Source organism: Anaerotignum propionicum (assembly GCF_024461735.1).
Classification (GTDB): Bacteria; Bacillota; Clostridia; order Lachnospirales; family Anaerotignaceae; genus Chakrabartyella.
The window spans coordinates 74,419-91,894 of record NZ_JANGAD010000009.1 but is presented as its reverse complement, the minus strand read 5'-3'; the positions used below and the strand labels follow the sequence as shown (position 1 = coordinate 91,894).

The 17,476-nt window shown below is 40.0% G+C and carries 12 protein-coding genes; 2 read left to right on the top strand and 10 right to left on the bottom strand.

Features of this window, described 5'->3' with window-relative positions; all coding sequences use genetic code 11:
• Positions 1 to 11 precede the first annotated feature (11 nt).
• Positions 12 to 2,198, bottom strand: a complete 2,187-nt coding sequence (locus NE558_RS12205; protein ID WP_256150385.1) for a DNA topoisomerase III — start codon at positions 2,196 to 2,198, stop codon at positions 12 to 14.
• Positions 2,199 to 2,343: 145 nt separating this feature from the next.
• Here NE558_RS12205 and NE558_RS12200 point away from each other — a divergent pair, with 145 nt between their 5' ends.
• Positions 2,344 to 3,228, top strand: coding sequence for a DegV family protein (locus NE558_RS12200; protein ID WP_256150384.1), 885 nt, complete (start codon positions 2,344 to 2,346; stop codon positions 3,226 to 3,228).
• A gap of 161 nt (positions 3,229 to 3,389) precedes the next feature.
• On the opposite strand, the gene NE558_RS12195 is transcribed toward NE558_RS12200, so the two are convergent.
• The 8 genes from NE558_RS12195 to NE558_RS12160 form a co-directional block, all read right to left on the bottom strand.
• A complete protein-coding gene (locus NE558_RS12195; protein ID WP_256150383.1) occupies positions 3,390 to 4,931 on the bottom strand; it encodes a D-alanyl-D-alanine carboxypeptidase family protein in 1,542 nt (513 codons plus the stop codon).
• A 16-nt stretch (positions 4,932 to 4,947) separates the two neighbouring features.
• Positions 4,948 to 5,856 (bottom strand): putative ABC transporter permease, encoded by a 909-nt coding sequence (locus NE558_RS12190; protein ID WP_256150382.1) that lies wholly within the window; start codon positions 5,854 to 5,856, stop codon positions 4,948 to 4,950.
• A gap of 19 nt (positions 5,857 to 5,875) precedes the next feature.
• Positions 5,876 to 6,820, bottom strand: coding sequence for a tRNA (adenosine(37)-N6)-dimethylallyltransferase MiaA (gene miaA / locus NE558_RS12185; RefSeq protein WP_256150381.1), 945 nt, complete (start codon positions 6,818 to 6,820; stop codon positions 5,876 to 5,878).
• An 11-nt stretch (positions 6,821 to 6,831) separates the two neighbouring features.
• Positions 6,832 to 8,757, bottom strand: coding sequence for a DNA mismatch repair endonuclease MutL (mutL, locus tag NE558_RS12180; RefSeq protein ID WP_256150380.1), 1,926 nt, complete (start codon positions 8,755 to 8,757; stop codon positions 6,832 to 6,834).
• A gap of 17 nt (positions 8,758 to 8,774) precedes the next feature.
• Positions 8,775 to 11,396: a DNA mismatch repair protein MutS gene (gene mutS / locus NE558_RS12175; protein ID WP_256150378.1), complete on the bottom strand. Its 2,622-nt coding sequence runs from the start codon at positions 11,394 to 11,396 to the stop codon at positions 8,775 to 8,777.
• Between the two features lie 236 nt (positions 11,397 to 11,632).
• Positions 11,633 to 12,034, bottom strand: coding sequence for a YlbF family regulator (locus NE558_RS12170; protein ID WP_066049166.1), 402 nt, complete (start codon positions 12,032 to 12,034; stop codon positions 11,633 to 11,635).
• Between the two features lie 2 nt (positions 12,035 to 12,036).
• Entirely contained in the window at positions 12,037 to 13,476 is a 1,440-nt protein-coding gene (miaB, locus tag NE558_RS12165; RefSeq protein WP_256150377.1) for a tRNA (N6-isopentenyl adenosine(37)-C2)-methylthiotransferase MiaB, read from the bottom strand.
• Between the two features lie 236 nt (positions 13,477 to 13,712).
• A complete protein-coding gene (locus NE558_RS12160) occupies positions 13,713 to 14,207 on the bottom strand; it encodes a prolyl-tRNA synthetase associated domain-containing protein (RefSeq protein WP_256150376.1) in 495 nt (164 codons plus the stop codon).
• 430 nt (positions 14,208 to 14,637) lie between these two features.
• On the opposite strand from NE558_RS12160, the gene NE558_RS12155 reads away from it, so the two are divergent.
• The gene (locus NE558_RS12155; RefSeq protein WP_256150375.1) at positions 14,638 to 15,885 is read left to right on the top strand and encodes a glycerate kinase type-2 family protein; all 1,248 of its coding nucleotides are present in this window, start codon (positions 14,638 to 14,640) and stop codon (positions 15,883 to 15,885) included.
• A gap of 46 nt (positions 15,886 to 15,931) precedes the next feature.
• On the opposite strand, the gene NE558_RS12150 is transcribed toward NE558_RS12155, so the two are convergent.
• On the bottom strand, positions 15,932 to 17,437 hold the full coding sequence (locus NE558_RS12150; RefSeq protein ID WP_256150374.1) for a glutamate synthase-related protein: 1,506 nt from the start codon (positions 17,435 to 17,437) through the stop codon (positions 15,932 to 15,934).
• Positions 17,438 to 17,476: the final 39 nt, after the last annotated feature.

The following is a 17,476-nucleotide window of genomic DNA, read 5'->3' as shown; positions in this document are numbered from 1 at the left end:
CTCATTTATTTCTACTCTCCTTCGTTTGCTTGGGAAGATTCCTCTCCCTTTATTATTTCAGTCCTTGTAAAATCCATCAATTCAATTCGACCCTTACCATCCGCAGAAAAAAGCATGGTTGACTTCCCTTTTTCACCTGTTTGAGGTAAGGTAACTGCTACATCAGGAATTTTCTCATCTTTTAATAGCTTCTGAATGGTTTTGCTATTTAGCTCAATTCCATAAGGGGTAAGGCTATCCTTCCAAACAGTAAATTTGCAGCCGGATTTCCACTTACCGCAAAAATAAGCTTTACTATTCTCCAGTATGTCGCCTTCCTTACAAATGGGACATTTTCCAAGAGATTTTCCGCCCTTTTTCATCCCTTTTTTTACTTCTTCGGGAAAAACAATATCTGTTTTTCTTTTTATTGCATCCTCCACAAGGAAGGAGACATAGCGCTTTATGCTTGCCATAAATCGATCTTCCTCCATGTTTCCCTTAGCAATGGAGGAAAGGCCTTTTTCCCATTTTCCTGTTGTTTGTGGAGAGCGTAATTCCTCAGGAACGACTTGAATTAATTGCATGCCTTTTTCCGTGGGAATCAAATTCTTTCCCTTTCTCGTGATGTAGCCAACGGAGAGCAACCGCTCAATAATTGCCGCTCTGGTAGCAGGAGTGCCTAAACCACTATCCTTCATCTGTTCTTTCAATGTTTCATCCTCAACGAAGCGACCTGCGTTTTCCATTGCCGAGAGCAAACTGCTTTCTGTATATGCTTTGGGAGGGGTTGTTTTCTTCTTCAACACCTTAGCCTCCATAATCTTATGAAGCTCTCCCGCTGTCAAAGGTGGAAGCTTTTGTTCCTCGCTTCCCCTCTCTTTTTTCCCTTTCACAGGAACGATCCTTCGCTCAACACCCTGCCAGCCTTCTTCCAAAACTACTGTTCCTTTGGATAAAAGACGTTCATCCCCACAAGTAAAATATGCCTTGGTCACCTCATAACGATAATGAGGGTAAAACGCACTGATAAATCTTGCGGCTACCAAAAGAAACACATTTTTCTCTTCTTCCGCTAAGCTATCTAACCGTGGACGCACATCTGTAGGTATGATGGCATGGTGATCCGTCACTTTTGAATTGTCAATAATTCGTTTACTAAATGACAATTTTTCTCCATTGAGTAAAGACGTGGCAAATTCCTCAAAAGGCTGGGTCTCCCCGAGCCGTTTCATTGTATTTTGAACCTTTCCCTTCATATCGTCGCTCAAATAACGGCTGTCCGTTCTAGGATAGGTAATCATTTTTCTTTTTTCGTATAGGTTTTGTGCAATATCTAACGTTTTTTTTGCAGAATACCCGAATTTTCTATTGCATTCACGCTGAAGCTCCGTTAAATCATACAATAGCGGGGCTGGTATTCTTTTCTCTTCCTTTTCCACTTTGCTCACAAGAGCTTCTTGTTCATTTATCTTTTCAGAAATTTCTTTCGCCACAGCTTCATTTTCAATTTTGGTTTGCTCCTCATCATCAATCCAAAAGCCATGAAATCCATCAAAAACCGTCTGTATTTCATAATAATCCTTAGATACAAATGCATTGATTTCTTTTTGCTTGTCCACGATTAATGCCAAAGTAGGTGTTTGCACCCGCCCAATGCTTAAAAGAACTTGATACCGCAAAGTATATGCCCTTGTGGCATTCATGCCAACCAGCCAATCTGCCTCCGAACGGCACTTAGCTGAATGATATAATAAATCATAGGCTGTGCTATCCTTCAAATTTGCAAAGCCTTCTTTGATTGCCTGTTCTGTCATGCTTGATATCCAAAGACGTTGAAATGGCTTTTTGCACTTTGTGATTTCGTATATATAGCGGAAGATCAATTCGCCCTCACGCCCACTATCTGTTGCGCAAATAATTGACGCAATCTCTTTGTCATTCATCCACTTATGCAGTACCTTCAATTGGGAACGGGTATTTTTAATTGCCTTTAATTCCATTTCCTCGGGAATAATGGGCAAGGAAGCAAAGCTCCATTTCTTAAATTTTTCGCCATATTCCTCCGGTTCTGCCAACGTAACCAGATGACCAATTGCCCACGAAACCACATACTTTTCGCCCAGCAAACAACCATCGCCTTTTTGCCCTGCGCCCAGTGTTTTAGCGATATCCCGAGCCACCGACGGCTTCTCCGCTACCACTAATATTCTGCCCATTTATCCACCCCCTTTTTACCTTTCCAAAGTATACCACCCTTCCCTAAGAAAGGCAAATACTCCTTTTCGTTTATTGACATAGAATTGAATATGCTTTAGAATAAGATAACTTAATCAAAGATTTACATATACATGGAGGTACTCTATGAGACCATATCAAATTATTTCCGACAGCTCTTGTGATATTGCGCCGGAATACATAAAGCAAGCCAACCTGGGTGTAGTGCCCTTTTTTGTTTCCTTTGACGGCGAAACATATTATAAAGAAATTTATGAATTGACACCAAATGCATTCTACGACAAAATTAATGAACATGGCATATTTCCAAAAACATCCCAACCAACCATTCAAGATTATCTTGATGTTTTTGAGCCCTATCTAAAAGAAGGGAAGGATATTCTATGTTTATGCTTGACCTCTAATTTTAGCGGCTCCTATCAAAGTGCAATGAATGCGAAAAGCATCTTATCAGAAACTTACCCTGAAGCGCGCATTGAGGTTTTGGATTCCAGAAACGTAACAGGCATTCAAGGCTTACTGGTTTGGGAAGTAATCCGAATGCGAGACGAAGGTTATACTTTAGAGCAGCAATTAGAAAAAATTGACGCCTTAAAAGGTACCACCAAAATCAACTTTACTGTAGACTCCTTGGAACATCTGCAAAAAGGCGGGCGCATCGGGAAAGCCGCGGCTTTAGCGGGAACTATTTTAAACATTAAACCAATTATTGTTGCTCAGCATGGCGAGCTGTTCCCCGAGAGTAAAGTGAGGGGTCATAAAAAGGCTCTGCGCACCATTTTAGAGATGACCCGTGAGGAAATTGGAGATAAAAAAGATCAATATCGTGTACTTCTGATTTATGCTGAAAAAGAACGTAAAGCAGCCACAGAGGAACTGGCAGAGGAATTATTGGCAGAAGGCTTTGAATTAGCTGACCCACCGTTAGCACAAGTTGGCATTACCATAGGGACTCATGCAGGTCCCACCGCAATTGGAATTTGTTACATCAAAAAACATGAACTCATTTGATTATATAATAAAAGTAAGGCTGGTATCTTTTCATTGGATACCAGCCTTTTTCCATGGCACTTTCAGCTGCAAAGCAGTTTACTACATGCAGTTTCTACTAAAAAGTTTAACTGTACGGAATAAATTACAGAAGTACAGATAAATGCATTCGTGCCTAATCTTTAGAATCTTCTTTTTCCTTTTCTATTGCCCCTGCGGGAAATAGGCTGACGGAAGGAATATCCCCTTGCCGATCTTCTTCTGCGTCCACCAATGAACTGAGCACCAAAGAATATTAACGCCCCCACAGCAACAATGATACCTAAACCAATAAGGCCTTTCACAGAGAACACAACGGAGGTAAAGTTTTTAAAGAAATAATGAATACTGCTCCAAATGGTGCCCTTAGATACTTCACGACCTGCATAAACAGGTTCTGTCAGCACTGTTTTACCGCCAATTTGGAAGGAGGCCGTTCCAACTTTGGCATCCTTTTTAATGGGCGCTTTTAATTTCACCACGTCATCCTTACTCTCGGCTAAATATTCCTGCTCATATTCCATGGTCTTTGTTACTTTTGAAGCTTCACCAGTAGGAAGGTAAGCAACAACATCCCGCTGGAAAACAACATCAAGGGTATCACCCTCTAAACGTTTATGCTTCACCAACGGTACAGCCTCAACCACAGTTGCGGCCTTTCCAAGCTCAACCTTTTCATACCCATTATAACCATATTCAAATAAGCTCTTTGCATCCAACCATCTTGCAGGATCAGGAGAATTAAAGATAATGGCAATTAAGGTTACACCATCCTTTTTCGCCGCCGCAGATACGCAGTCACCTGCTTCATTGGTAAAGCCTGTTTTAATACCAGATGCATAGCTATAGTTATATTCATTGCTTGTTATTAAAAGGTTATGACTTTTCCATGAATAATCTTGAGTCTTCTTTTCTTGGTTCTGGGCAAACATATTATCTGCACCATTTCCGGAGAAGCTCTTTTCATTAGCTATTTCCGCAAGGGTACTGTTTTCAAGATACGCTCGTCCAAACAATGCCATATCATAAGCACAGCTATAATGATTTTCATCATGATAACCATGAGCATTGGTAAAATGGGTATTCACTGCCCCCAAAGCCTTAGCTTTGTCATTCATAAGTCCAGCAAAAATATCCTGACATTCCGCAAAAGATATGCTCTGATTATTTTTTACTTTTTTAGCTACTGCAGTGGCTAAAACATTGGCAGAATCATTTCCTGATGGAATGATTAAACCTCGAATTAAGTTTTTCACCGTCAAGGTTTCCCCATTCACATGACCCGCTTTGCTAGAGTCAAGAGAAACCTCATTAATTTCAGTGCCCACGGTAATAAGCTCTTCCGGTTTAAAATAATCCATAACCACTAAGGCAGTTACCATCTTGGTCATACTTGCGGGATACATTTTATCCTTTGCATTTTTCTCAAACAAAATTGTCCCTGTGGATTGCTCCACCAAAATTGCAGTTCCTGCAGTAATTGTAGGTGCATTGTTTGCCTGTAAAAAGGCTGTTTGCAGTGCCGGCGCATCAGGGGTCTCCGCTTTTTCGGTGGACTCTACATTTTGCACTTTATTTTCTGCATTTTCACTTTTTGGCTCCTCCTTTTTACCACAGGAGGCAGTACCCAGACATAAGGTTATCGCCAAAAGCAAGGCGATTTTTTTTGCAAATTGCTTTTTCATTGCCCATTTCCTTTCTTCACTTATTCTTCTTTTTTTTCAAAAGTTCTTCTTTTAATGATGCAAAAGCCTCGTTATAGTTTTTAAAATATAGGCGAGGGAATGCCTTTGCAATACGACGTTCTGTTAACGTATTCTTCTTTAAAATTCTTTCACGCTTTTCTAGCTTCTCTTTCATTTCAGACAGAAAAAATTCAAATCTTAATCGTTCTTCCGTTCTTAACTGCATCAACTGTCCGTTCTGCTCCTCAAGCCTTGTCTTCAAATTATTCATAGCTTCTGCAATTGGCAAGCCTTCCAGATAATCCAACAGTTCTTTTTTTGCTTCTAACAAACTAATTGTTTCCATTTTTTCACGCAAACCAAGCCCAGCTTCCTCAAGCCTTGCAATTTTTTCTTTTAATTGGAAAATCTTCATTACCGTAACACTAGCATCTGCCATGAGATACATCAGTAGCAATACCCCTACAAATTCTCCGCCAGCACGAGGAATCCATGCAACAAAACGCTGAATGGGAGGTTGAATTAAGTGCATCATCACAACGGTAAGTGCTCCCCATTCCAAGGAACGCCTTAAGCAAATTCTTCCTTGCAGTTGAAATCGCATCTGGCTGTAATCCCACCATGTGGCATGGAAAATCTTTTCCAGCAGCAAAGCAATTACATATTCAACAACCGTTGCAATCAACACGCCGCCCAAAAACATCAACAACAGGTTATTTTTAAAAGGTGTTAGAGCCACAATCACCAATGTTGCCCCCGTTCCATAAATGGGGCAAAGGGGACCACTGATAAACCCACGGTTTGTCCAAGTTTTATTGGAGGCAGAAACATAGGCTGACTCTAAGGCCCAACCTAGAAAGCTATATATCATAAAATAGAAATAAAGATCAAAAATTGTAAACCCAAGGATTTCCGTTGTCATCATAGGCATCACTTCTTTTCAATTATTTTTCCAAAATACTTCTTTCCCGTAAATATTCCATGACATCTGTCATAGCCAAATCCAAATCAGCCTTAGATAAATCCACCCATAGTCCATCAATCTGGCGACGGAACCAAGTCAACTGACGTTTTGCAAAATGCCGTGTGCCCTTTTTTAACTGCTCAACAGCATCGTCTAAGCTGCATTCTCCTCGAAAATAAGGCATGAATTCCTTGTACCCCAACCCTTGCATAGAGACCAAATCCGGCGAGTATCCTTTTTCCAATAAGCCCTTTACCTCAGCCAACAACCCTTGCTCCATCATCAAATCAACCCTATCATTAATCCGCTGATAAAGCTTCTCTCTTTCCATGGTTAAAATAATAACTGCGGCTTGATAAGGACTTTCTTTCTCCCTTTGCTCAGCATTATGCTGTGAAAATTTTTCCCCAGTTAGGAAATGGTATTCCAAAGCTCGGGCAACACGCTTCACATTATTTGCATGAATTATCTCAGCATATTCCGGATCAATCTTTTTCAGCCTTTCAAATAAAACTTCAGCCCCTTCATTCCGGGCTTGTTTGTAACATTCTTCACGAAAAGACGTGTCATTTTCCGTCTCTGTAAAATCAGTATCATACAGCAAAGCATTCATATAAAATCCCGTGCCCCCTACTATAATGGGAATTTTACCCTTGGCCCATATTTCTTTCATATAGGCTTTTGCTTTTTGCTGAAAAATCATTACGTTAAATTCCTCATCAGGATTCAGTTCATCTACCAAATAGTGAGGAATGCCTTGTTTTTCTTCCTCTGTTACTTTGGCAGTCCCAATATCCATATAGCGGTAAATCTGCATGGAATCCCCGGAAATCACCTCTCCGTTGATTCGTTTTGCTAATTCTATGGACATAGCCGTTTTTCCGCAGGCGGTAGGGCCTCCAATCATTACCAAAGGTTTTTTCATTTTATCACCCTTTAATTCTGGATTCGCTTAAATTTTTTCTCCAGCTCATACTTTGTCATTTCAATAATTGTTGGTCGTCCATGGGGGCAGGTAAAGGGATTCTCCAGCTTTAACAGCCTTCCAATCATAGCCTCTGCTTCCTGAAAGCTTAGTCGGTCATGTCCTTTTACCGCAGCTTTACAAGCCATTGTTGCCACAGCCAATAATTTCATATCATATACGGAACGAATTTTTTGCTCCGAAAGACTATCCAAAATCTCTGTAAAAAAACCTGCACCGCTGGGTTCCTTTAGCAAATAAGGGACAGCCTTCAGTGCATATTGATTTTGTCCAAAGGTTTCAAATTCAAACCCAAACCCTTCCAAAAGGGATTGATTTTCCTTCAAAATTTCAATTTCAGATGAAGATAAATTCAGCATTTGTGGAAGTAAAAGCTTTTGTGAAGCCATATCTTCCTCTTTGAAGCGAGTCATAAATTCTTCAAACAAAATACGTTCATGGGCGGCATGCTGGTCTATCAAATAAAGACACTCCCCTTGCTCAATCATCCAATAGGTCTGAAAAATCTGGCCAATCAATTTATATTGCTTAAAAAACGGCTCTACCTTGGGTTCCACTACCCTGCCCTCATTCCGATCAATTTGGGAATTAGAAACTTCATTCACCTGAGGGTTTTGTGGAACAATCTCATCTTTTTCAACCGCAACCACCGGGTCAATCAAAAAAGACTCCGCCCTTTGCAGCACTTGATTTTGAGTACCTTGTTGTCTATTCAGTAGTTGGTCAACGCTTTTACCCATGCCTCCAGAGGATGCTCTTTCTTGGGTAAAAGAGCTGGGTATGCTCTTGTACACAGGTATGTCTTCAATTTTTTGCTGTTCTATCTCAATATTTTTTTCCGTCGTTTTTACAGCAGGGGTTTTATCCCAACCAACTTGTGGGATCAAAACCTGCTGGTCTAAGGTTTTAGAAACAGCATCATAAAAAAATTCGTATATTTGGTCATCATTCTTAAAACGAACCTCTAGCTTTGCGGGGTGCACGTTGACATCAACCTGACTAGGGTTAATTTGTAAATTCAACACAAAAATTGGAAATTTGCCAATTAATAACCTTGTCTTGTAGGCATCCTCAACTGCCGTTGCAACCATCTTGTTCTTTATGAATCGCCCATTAATAAATAGATTTTCGTAATTTCGGTTTCCCCTTGAAAGCTCAGGCTTACCAATTAATCCTGTAAGGTCATACTCTCCTTTTTTGTATTCCAAGGGAACCATGCTGTTAGCGGCTTCTTTGCCATATACATAAAAAACAGAAGCCTTAAGCTCTCCATTTCCCGCTGTATGCAGCATAGTTGTATCGTTATTGATAAACCGAAATGACACCTCCGGATGCCCTAAAGCCAGTTTATTCATCAGGTCTGAAACAAATCCGCTTTCTGTTGCAGGCTTCTTCAAGAATTTTCGTCTGGCAGGAACATTGTAAAATAAATTCTTTACCGTTATGGTAGTCCCTTCTGTGCAGGAGGTATCTTGTATATTCTTAATTTCCCCTCCGCTGATTTCAATAAACGTACCTGTCTCTTCATCTCTGGTTTTTGTCAGCATTTCAACCTGTGCCACACCGGCAATGCTGGCCAAGGCCTCTCCACGAAAACCCAATGTGAAAATATGCTCTAAATCTTCAATTTCACTCATTTTACTTGTGGCATGACGTAAAAAAGCCGTTTTCACCTGCTCCTTTGGTATGCCGCATCCATTATCCATAATACGAATATAAGAAATCCCGCCTTCTTTGACTTCCACAGTTACAGCGGTTGCCCCCGCATCAATGGCATTTTCAACCAATTCCTTTACAACAGACTTAGGCCCTTCCACAACTTCACCGGCGGCAATTTTATTGATGGTTTTTGTATCTAAAATTCTGATTGATTGCAAGGATATCCTCCTTTCGTTTACAAACCCTTTGCCTTTTTCTGCAATTCAAAAAGGGTCTGCAATGCTTCAATGGGTGTCATTGCCATAACATCCAACTTGGAAATTTCGTCTATCATTTGATTTTCCTTTACAGAAAACATGTCTATTTGTTTTGCCAAATCTTCAGCCTGTTCTTGAGCTTCAACTGCAATTTTCTTTGCCTTTTTTGTTATATCCGCAGCATTCAGCTGTTTTAAAATCTGCCCGCTGCGACGGATCACCTTTGTCGGAAGACCTGCCAGCCTTGCAACCTGTACACCATAGCTATGGTCCGCCCCGCCGCGCTTGATTTTGCGAAGGAAGATAATATCTTCGCCCATTTCCTGCACAGCTATGCAATAATTCTTCACACCTGGAAGCTTGCCCTCCAGTTCCGAAAGCTCATGATAATGGGTGGCAAATAGGGTTTTTGCGCCAATTTGTTTTTCATCAGCAATGTATTCTAAAACTGCCCATGCAATGCTTAATCCATCAAAGGTGCTGGTTCCTCGCCCAATTTCGTCTAAAATCAAAAGGCTTTTTGCCGTTGCATTATTTAAAATATTTGCAACCTCGGACATTTCCACCATAAAGGTGCTTTGTCCTGCGCTTAAATCATCGGACGCGCCAACTCTAGTGAAAATACGGTCTACGATGCCGATATTGGCAGAATCCGCAGGAACAAAACTGCCAATCTGCGCCATTAAAACAATTAACGCTGTTTGACGCATATATGTTGACTTCCCTGCCATATTAGGCCCTGTAATAATAGCCAATCTAGTTTCTTCTTGATCCAAATAGATGTCATTGGGAATAAATTGTCCCTTAGTCATCTTTTCCACAACAGGGTGGCGCCCACCAGTAACAGTGATGACATCTCCCTCGTCCACAACTGGCTTTATATAATTCATGCTCTGGGCAACTTCAGCAAAGGATTGGAGGGCATCCACCACAGATACCATATAAGCGCAATATTGTATACGCTCAACCTCTGCCGCCACCGCATTTCTGATTTCCGTAAAAATCTGATATTCCAAGGCAGTAATTTTTTCTTCTGCACCTAAAATCAATTCAGCCAATTCGTTCAGCTCCGGCGTTATATAGCGTTCGCAGTTTGCAAGGGTTTGCTTGCGTATATAATGAGGGGGAACCTCTTTCATGTTTGACCTTGTAACTTCTATATAATAACCAAAAACCTTATTGAATCGAATTTTCAGGTTTTTAATGCCTGTTTTTTCTTTCTCTTCTTCTTCCATTTGGTGAATCCAAGTGGTTCCTTTTTCCTTGGCTTGGGCAAAGGTATCCAGCTCACTATGAAAGCCCTGCTTAATCATGCCACCTTCTCTTACAGAAAAAGGAGGGTCTTCCACAATCGCCTGCTCGATTAAGGTATGTATATTTTCCAAAGGGTCCAGCTTCTCACAAATCTCCGCCAAATAGGGGCTTTTGCACCTTGATAATATATTTTTTAATAGCGGCAGATTTTCAATGGAATTCTTTAATGCCGCCAAATCTCTGGCGTTTGCATTTTGAAAAATCACCCGGCTCATAATGCGCTCAAAATCATACATAGAGTGCAAAATATCCTTGATTTCTTCCCTTAGAAATAAGTCTCCAAAAAGCTCTTCCACGCCATCCAGTCTTTTATGAATTTCTTCTGAGGATAGCAAGGGCTGTTCAATCCATTTACGAAGCAATCTTGCACCCATGGCGGTCTGAGTTTTGTCCAAAACCCATAATAAAGAACCCTTACGGCTTTTTTCCCGCATGGTTTCTGTTAGTTCTAAATTCCGACGGCTGGAAACATCCAAAAGCATAAAATCGCCTGTGGTATAATATTTTACCGTAGAAATATGGCTTAATTCATTCTTCTGGGTCTCTAAGAGATACCAGAGCAATCCCCCTGCCGCCGCAACAGCTGAAGGTTTTTTACTCAAGCCATATCCATCCAAGGTTTTCACTTGAAAATGCTTCAAAATGGTGTCTTTTGCCGTAGCAAAATCAAACATTCGATTATCAATATCATTCAAAAAATAATAAAACCGATCCTTGATTTCATTACACAAAGGATTATTCAAAAAGGACTCATTGCAGATAACCTCCGCAGGGGCAAAACGCGCAATTTCATCCAAAATTTTATTCGCCGCCTGTATGCTTGTAAACTCTGTTGTTTGAAATTCTCCTGTGCTCACATCACAGGCAGCAATACCATAACCCGCACCACTGCTATACACTGCAAGAATATAGTTATTTTTTCTTTCATCCAAAACAGCATTGTCTAAAACAGTTCCAGGGGTAATTACCCGCACAACATCTCTTTTCACTAAGCCTTTTGCCAATTTCGGGTCTTCTACTTGTTCACAAATGGCTACCTTGTAGCCCTTCTCCACCAATCTGGCTATATATCCATCGGCAGAATGGAATGGAACACCACACATGGGTGCCCGTTCTTCCTGCCCCCAGTCCTTCCCTGTAAGGGTAATTTCCAGTTCCTTAGAGGCGATCACCGCATCCTCGAAAAACATTTCATAAAAATCACCTAAGCGAAAAAATAGCAAGCAATGCTTATAATTTTCTTTTATCTCAAAGTATTGCTGCATCATAGGCGTGATTTTTGCCATGATCGCTCCTCCTTTTTCATTCAAAATATATATACAATCATTGTATTTGGTGACAATTGCTTCTCAAAATATATCACCAAATGGCAACTTTCAATTTTCTAAGTTAGTTGTTTCTCCATCAAATCTTTTTATGTTACTAGCAATGATATTGCTGTTTAGTTAATTCAAACTATGTAAAAACCCGAACCCCGCAAGGGAGCTCGGGCATCTATCCAACGCTTTATCCGTTTGAGTGCTTAGTGGCAGCCGCCGCCGCAAGAAGCGCAGGAGCTAGGGCTGCATCCGCTCTGTGCAGGATCTTCGCCTGTCAAAGTAGAAGTCACAATTGTGAAAATTGAGTTCATAAAGTTATTAAAGTTCATTTCAGCTGCAAATAATTCAGATGCAATTTTATTGTTTCTGATTTCTTCGCCTCTTTTTGCCATATCTTCGGAAAAAGCCTTTTGCTCTTCTGCGGAAATACCGCCAGCCTGCATTTTCGCTTCAAATTCCTGATGCAGTTTTGTATATTCCTCTACTGCTGTTGCGATTTCAGGGCTTTCCTCATACGCCTTTTTTGCTGCAAGCAAAGTTTCAACCTGAGGAGTTTTCTTTAATTCTTCGCCCAAGTTTCTCGCTAATTCATAAACAGATGTCATTTTTATTCACCATTAACCCTTTCTGCAATAAAATAGAATGTTTTATTTTCAATGATCCGAACGGGAACAATTTGCCCGATTAAATCTTTACTGCCTTCAAAATGAACCAGAGCATAATTATCCGCTCTGCCCGTTAATACATCTTTGTTGGACTTACTAGGTTCTTCCACCAGCACATTAACGATTTTCCCCACCAATTTTTCATTTAATTCATGAATCATCGGGTTTAAAACATTTAACATACGGTCAAAACGATCCTTAATTACGTCCTCTGCCACCTGATTGTCCATGGTTGCCGCAGGCGTTCCTGTTCGCTTGGAGTAAATGAAGGTATACGCTGTGGTGTAACCCACCTTGCGAATAACATCCAATGTTTCTTGGAAATCTTCTTCTGTTTCCCCGGGGAAACCTACAATAATATCAGTGCTTAAAGTAATATCAGGCATCGCCTCTTTTATTTTTCTCACTGTTTCTAAATAGGATTCCTTAGTATAGTTACGGTTCATACGACGCAAAATCTCACTACTGCCCGCCTGTACAGGCAAATGCAGGCTTTTGCAAACCTTAGGGCAATCTTTCATGGCCTCAATAAGCTCATCAGATAAATCCTTAGGATGAGAGGTCATAAAACGAATTCTCTCTATTCCTTCCACATCGTTTACCATGCGCAGAAGTTTTGCAAAGCTAACAGGCTTACTCAAATTCTTTCCGTATGAGTTTACATTTTGACCCAAAAGCATAATTTCTTTCACGCCATCTGCCGCAAGCTTTTTAACCTCAGCGATAATATCCTCTGCCTCACGGCTTCGCTCTCTTCCCCGTACATAAGGCACGATGCAATAGGTACAAAAGTTATTACATCCAAACATGATGTTTACAGCTGCTTTGTATGGAAAATGTCTGATACTAGGCAAATCCTCCACAATCTCCTCTTGCTCTTGCCAAATATCATAAATGGTGTCGCCGCTTTCCATGCGGGTATTCATCAACTCAGGCAATTTATAAAGATTGTATGTTCCAAAAACAATATCAACATGACGATACTTTTGTCTTAATGTCTTTATCACGCTGTCTTGCTGCATCATGCAACCGCATAACGCAATCACAGTATCAGGCTTGTCCTTTTTATAATGCTTCAACCAGCCCAATTTACCATACACCTTTTGCTCTGCATTTTCACGCACACAGCATGTATTATAAATAATAAAATCTGCATCTGTTTCTTCGTCTGTTTGCTCATAACCCATTTTATCAAGCATACCTTCCAGCTTTTCCGAATCATGAGCATTCATCTGACATCCCATAGCCAGACTAAAAAATTTCTTCTTTTTTCCTGTTTCCGTTTCATAGGCATCGTTAATCTTACGTATGCCCTGCATATAATCCAGCTGTCGTAGCAATTCTGTTTCATCAACAGCTATTTGTTTTCTTGTATCCTTCATAGCTCTTCCCTTTCAATGCTATTTTTGGCAAAACCGCTATATTTTAGTATAACATAGAAGTTTCCTAGGCTCAACGAATTTTTTCTTAAACATACAATTCCTTAAAACTTACAATCTTAAAAAGATATTTAGGAGCAAAAAACAAATCACCCATTATTAACCTTCTCATTCAAGCCTCTACAACCTAGAATAAAGAAGACAATCTATAAAACATCATCCCTTAACCCAGACTTTATTTATTGAGGAATCCCAACTACCTTTAACTGATTTCCATGCTCTTGAATCATCTCCAAAAGGTCTTGGATCAGTAAATATACCGTTGCTGTATTATCATTGGGATGAACACCAATTTTCTTCATTTCCAAAAAATCCTGGTCAAAGAATACCTCTACTTGTTTTTCTGTGTCATTCAAAACACCTAGGGGGGTTACTGCGCCCTTTTTCAAACCCAAAAACTTCATCAAACGCTCTTCCGATGCAAAAGAGAGCTTAGACAAGCCAAATGCCTGTCCAAATTCTTTCAAATTTACCTTTTTATCAGAACGTACCACAATCAAATAGTGGTTTTCCCCTTTACCATCTCGCAAAAAAAGATTTTTCGCCACATCGAGCTCTTTATCAAAACCCATACGAACCATATCTTCAATGGTAAAAGCAGCTTCATGGTCTACCCATTCATAAGCAAGACCTTTTTCATCCAATAACCTTTTTATTTCCTTTTTATCATACACGGCTTTTTACCCCTCTTTCTTTTTAATCCCTACTAAGTTATTCCTTATTATAGCATAAATTTACTCTAAGAAAAATTTTTATGATAAAAAATCAATGAAAAAAGAGCCATATAGGCTCTTTTAAAAGGGGAGGGTATGTATTACTATGTTATTTGCTTTATCCTTGCTTCTTTTAAGGATGATTCTATGATAAAATAGCTTTATGAATTGGGTATGTAGGGAATATGAACATTTTGTAAACATTTTAAAACACTAGGAATATTCAGGTTTTCTGAGTATTCTATTCTCAGAAAAATAGATGTTTTATACTTTCCTGTATTTTTTGAAGTATGAATTCAAAGATTACAAATACTTTAAAAATTCTAAAATAACAATTCTTTTTTAATCCCAATTTAAAATGGTAATAAAAAAATATCAAAGAGGTGAAATGATGGCAACAATAAAAGAGGATGCACAAAAAATCATTCAAAGCTCAATAAAACGAGTTTTACCCGATTCTGCAGTCAAACGTGCTTTGGCAGGGCAAACCTTTCAAGGTGAAGTTATTGTAATTGCCATTGGGAAAGCTGCATGGAATATGGCAAATGCCGCCGCCGAAATTCTCGGAGAACGTATAAAAAAAGGAATCGTGCTTACCAAATATAAACACAGTCAAGGGGATATTAAGGGTTTCTCTATTTTAGAAGCCGCCCATCCTCTACCTGATGATAACACAATAATGGGAACAGCAAAAATTATTGAAGCTGTATCAAATCTTTCCCCTACGGATACTGTTATATTCCTAGTTTCCGGTGGCGGCTCGGCTCTGTTTGAGAAACCTGCCGGCAATTTAGAATTATCAGACTTTTTGCAGATTACAGACCAATTACTGAAATGCGGTGCAGATATAGTGGAAATTAATACCATTCGTAAGCATCTTTCTGCTGTAAAAGGAGGGAAATTTGCTGCGCTGTGTGCTCCAGCTCATGTTTACACCATTGCATTGAGCGATATTTTGGGTGACAGACCGGATTCCATTGCCTCCGGCCCCACATGTGCTGATTCTTCAACCAGCGAAGATGCTTTTGCAATCGTGGAAAAATACGGCCTAAAACTGACTGATGATATGAAAAAAGAGCTTTCTATGGAAACGCCAAAAGAAGTTCCAAACAATACAATGCTAATTACAGGAAGTGTAAAAGAGCTTTGCCTTGCGGCGGCTGAGGAAGCTGAGCGTCTAGGTTACACTCCCCTCATTCTTTCTACCTTTGTGGATTGCGAAGCAAAAGAGGCAGGCCGCCTGTTGGCTTCCATGGGCAAAACGATTCAGAAAGATGGATTACCTTTAAAACCACCATGCGCCATTATCTGCGGAGGCGAAACCGTTGTGCGCATTACAGGAAAAGGGAAAGGCGGGAGAAATCAAGAGCTTGCATTATCTGCCGCCGCTTCCATTCCAGGAATGACTAATATTGCAGTGTGTGCTGTTGGTTCAGACGGTACCGACGGGCCTACCGATGCGGCAGGAGGTCTAGTGGATGGTCACACAAAAAAAATCTTAGACCAGAAAGGTATCTCCATCGATGCAATCTTAGCAGAAAATGATTCTAATAAGGCCTTGGCCCTCGCCGACGCATTAGTCATTACAGGCCCCACTGGAACAAATGTGAACGATTTATATTTCCTTTTATGCAAATAGCTTTTTCTTATATAAAAAAGAGGCTCGATTGAGCCTCTTTTAAAATTTACTGTAACAGCTTTTCACTTTCACCAGTCAATGGAATTAGATCATCACAATTGAGAAGAGATACGTCAAACTTTCGGTTCAAGGCTGCAAAGTGCTGGATACCAAAGGCAATTTTATTCAGATATGAAAATACTCCAATGGCACCTGTTGAAAAGGTCTCCGCTTCTTTTCCGTAAATTGCCCGCAAATCAGGCAAATCGCTATAAATTTCCTCTACGGTTTTCCCGAAAGCTTTGAATAATTCAGGAATTTTACCGGCTTTGATTTCCTCACCAATTTTACGCCCAGTCATAGCGGCGGCCATGGCTGATCTGCATAGCCCTACAGATGTGATAAACCCTTCACCAAGAGCCAGTGCCTTAAACACCTGATCCTCACTGGCAAAACCACCGGTTATTGTAATTGCTGGCAAATTAAAACCTTCTTTTTTCAGTCTTTTACAAATTTCCACCACCTTTTTTTCAAGGACAATGGTAGGATAAGACCACTCATTCATCATTTTAGAAGGACTGTATCCTGAGCCACCGCCGGCACCATCGAAAGTAACCATATCCACCTCATTTGCACAAGCCATTCTAAGGACACGTTCCAAATCTGCTTGGTCATATCCTGCCATTTTAAAATAAATATTTTCTGCTCCTAATTCTCTTAATTTTTCGATATGTAATTTTATATTCTCCTCAGTCCATGCGGGAAATCTTCCGCAACTATAAAAACTGGGACAGACACCCTTTTCATAAGCTTCTTTTATTTCAGGGTCTAAGGGATTAGGATGCACCATGCACCCACTTGCTTGTTTCTCCATGGCCATTTTATAATTAGTTAATCGCTTCAGTGGCTGAACACCCTTTGCCCCTTGTCCAAACTTAATTTCAATTGCCTTATAGCCGTATTTTTTAATAGCAATTTCAGGCACACCCATAAGGTTATCATCAGCATTACATTGTAAAATTAATTGTCCCAATCCACGATAAAAGGGCAAATAGCAATCCATAATTTCTTGCAAAAGAGGAAACTCTTTTACTTTGCCATCCTCAATAACCAAGGCAGAATCGTTATTTCTGGCATCCTCACCAATAACACAGCTCACACCTGCCATTGCCGCACCGCCGAAGTAATCTTTCCAATTTAGCTTTATTAGTGCAGGCAGAATAATTGGAAGATTCATATTTATTTTATTCTTTGTGCCATATGTAGTTTTCAAATTCACGTCAAAAACGGATAATTCAGATTCAGTTTTATCTGTTCCCTCTGCGCCAAAAACCCGGCCATTAATATTAAAATGAGAATAGTCCACAGGGTAATCTTTTTCGCTGGCAATTTGATTATTGCCTGTGGTAATGGGATAAACCGTTCTGGCACCTAATACAGCCGCCAATGCAATTTCACAAGTTCCATTACAATCCTCAGTGCAAAAGGAGCACATTCCAGATTGAGGTGATACAAATCTACCGGAATTTCTTCCTGCTGTAAAACCAGAGGATAGCGTTGGAGAATAAGACATAATAAACACCCTTTCTTGAAATATATCAGTAAACTGTAA